The organism is Kitasatospora sp. NPDC057512 (assembly GCF_042802135.1).
Taxonomy (GTDB): Bacteria; Actinomycetota; Actinomycetes; order Streptomycetales; family Streptomycetaceae; genus Kitasatospora.
Genome location: NZ_JBHVET010000950.1, coordinates 1 through 2,653, shown reverse-complemented (window position 1 = coordinate 2,653; position 2,653 = coordinate 1). Strand labels below are relative to the sequence as shown.

Genomic DNA, 2,653 nt, shown 5'->3' with positions numbered 1-2,653 from the left:
TTTATAAGAGCCAGCGCCACACCGACCCGAGCTTCGGAGCCGGGCCCGCCACACCGACCCGCGCTTCGGAGCCGGGCCCGCCACACCGACCCGCGCTTCGGAGCCGGGCCCGCCACACCGACCCGTGCGTCGGATCCCGGCCTGTCACACCGTCCCGCGTCCCGGCCCGTCACACCGTCCCGTGCGTCGGATCCCGGACCGTCACACCGACCCGGCGGTCTCCTTGAGTTCCGCGTACGGCGCGAGCTTGCGGATCGACGCGATGCTCTTCAGGCAGTCGTCCTTGCTCTCCTGCGGGTCGCCGGTCACCACGATCGTCCCGTTGCTCGCCTTGAGCCGGAACCGGTGCATGCCGCCCTCGTCCACGTACAGTTCGAATTTCCCGGCCATGCCAGATACAGCCTTCCGCTCGGATGACCCCCTGGCACCGCAACCTAGGGCCCACCCCACCACGCCGCCCGCCGACCGGACCCGTTCGGGTCACACCGCCGCGCGCCGTCGCCGACCGGCCGCACTCCCAGGCCTCGTCGGGCGACCGGGCGAACAGGCGAACGGCTCACGCGCGGACGCGCGGACGCGACGGGCCGGTCCCGCCGCACCCGCGCGTGGGGCCTCCGGCTCGGGGTTCCAGCGCCCGACCGGAGTCGTCCGCGTCGTCGGACGGAGCTGACGGCACATCAGTTCTCCGTGTCCGTACCGTCCGGCGCGCCGCTTCCCGGGGCCCACCGACGGCGATGACGGTGATTCGTCAACAAGTCGGGCAGTCGATAAGGTGCGTAGTCAACTGCCGCGCCTCGCACCTGAGGCCCGGTCAGGATGCGCGCCCTGGTGGGGCGGAGCTCCGCCGTGCCCGTCCGTGAACCTGACCGGTCGAGCCGTCGGGCACGGGCGCGGTCTTCGCGGTCGGGCCGACCGGCGCCGCCCGCTCGGGATCAGGAGGAATGCATGGCACAGATCATCGCCGAGGTGTCGCGGACGTTCAACGAGTATCTGCTGCTCCCGAACCGGACTCGGACCGACTGCAGGCCGGCGGCCGTTGATCTGCGGACGCCCCTGGTGCGGCACCGGGTGGGCGAGGCGTCGGCGATCGAGCTGCACGCCCCGTTCGTGTCGGCGATCATGCAGGCGGTCAGCTCCCCGGAGCTCGCGATCGCGCTCGCCCGCAACGGCGGTCTGAGCTTCATCCACCACAACCAGTCGGTCGAGGAACAGGCGGCGGCCGTCCGGAAGGTGAAGAACTTCAAGGCCGGTTTCGTCACCAGCGACACCAACGTCCGGCCCGACGACACCCTCCGCGACCTGGTCGGGGTGATGCGCCGGACCGGCCACAGCACCGCCGCCGTCACCCACGACGGGACCGCGACCGGGCGCCTGCTCGGCCTGGTGACCTCCCGCGACTTCCATCCCCAGCGGCACGACCTCGACGGCCCCGTCAGCGGCCGGATGACCGCCCTCGGCGACCTGCCCCACGCGGACGGCGACGTCACCCTCTCCGAGGCGAACGCGAGGCTGTGGGAGGAGCGGCTGGACTGCCTCCCGGTGCTGGACGGCGAGGGGCACCTGCAGCACCTGGTGTTCCGGTCCGACTACGCGGACAACAAGCGCTTCCCGAACCAGGTCGTGGACGGCGGCAAGCGCCTGCGCGTGGGTGCGGGCGTCAACACCCACGACTACCGCGAGCGGGTTCCGGCCCTGTTGGAGGCGGGCGCGGACGTCCTGTGCTTCGACTCGTCCGACGGCTACAGCGACTGGCAGGCGGAGGCGCTGACCTGGACCAAGAAGAACTACCCGGAGATCCCGATCGGGGGCGGCAACGTGGTGGACGGCGAGGCGTTCACGTTCCTCGCCGAGGCCGGCGCCGACTTCGTGAAGATCGGGGTGGGCGGCGGCTCCATCTGCATCACGCGCGACCAGAAGGGCATCGGCCGGGGCCAGGCCAGCGCCGTCCTCGACGTCGCCGCCGCCCGGGACGCCTTCCTGGAGCGCACCGGCGACTACGTGCCGCTCTGCTCCGACGGCGGTCTGGTGGAGGACTACCACGTGGCCCTGGCGCTGGCGATGGGCGCGGACTTCGTCATGATGGGGCGGTACTTCGCCCGCTTCGACCAGGCGCCCGGTGCGAAGGTCCCCACCCGGGACGGCTTCGTCAAGGAGTACTGGGGCGAGGGGTCCAACCGCGCCCGCAACTGGCAGCGCTACGGCCAGGGCGGCCAGGGCCTGGTCTTCGAGGAGGGGGTCGACGGCTACGTTCCCTACGCCGGCGACCTCAACGAGGGCCTGGCCACCACCATGGCGAAGATCAAGTCCACCATGGTCTCCTGCGGCTCCGTGACGCTGCCGGAGTTCCAGTCCTCCGCGCGGCTGACGCTGGTGTCCGAGCAGAGCTTCCAGGAGAGCCACGCGAGCGTCACCCTGCGGGACACCTCCGGGACGGTCGCCTGAGCAAGGGCGTGAGCGGCCGCGACGCGGCGCCGGCCGCACCCCGGTGAAGGGCCCCGCGACCGGACCCGCGCAGACCGGGCCCGCGCAGACCGGGCCCGCGCGGACCGGGCCCGCGCGGACCGGGCCCGCGCGGACCGGGCCCGCGCGGACCGGGCCCGCGGTGACCGGAGCCGCGACAACCGGACCCGCGTACGCGACCGGACCCGCGGGT

Annotated in this window: 2 protein-coding genes; one reads left to right on the top strand and one right to left on the bottom strand. The window is 72.7% G+C overall.

The window, feature by feature from the left end; translation table 11 throughout:
* Positions 1-201: 201 nt before the first annotated feature.
* Positions 202-390, bottom strand: a complete 189-nt coding sequence (locus ACFU6K_RS36110) for a YegP family protein (RefSeq protein WP_380670436.1) — start codon at positions 388-390, stop codon at positions 202-204.
* 555 nt (positions 391-945) lie between these two features.
* Between ACFU6K_RS36110 and ACFU6K_RS36105 the strand changes: the two genes are divergently transcribed.
* Positions 946-2,442 carry an IMP dehydrogenase gene (locus ACFU6K_RS36105; RefSeq protein ID WP_380670434.1) on the top strand — a complete coding sequence of 499 codons (1,497 nt, stop codon included), beginning with the start codon at positions 946-948 and terminating at the stop codon, positions 2,440-2,442.
* Positions 2,443-2,653: the final 211 nt, after the last annotated feature.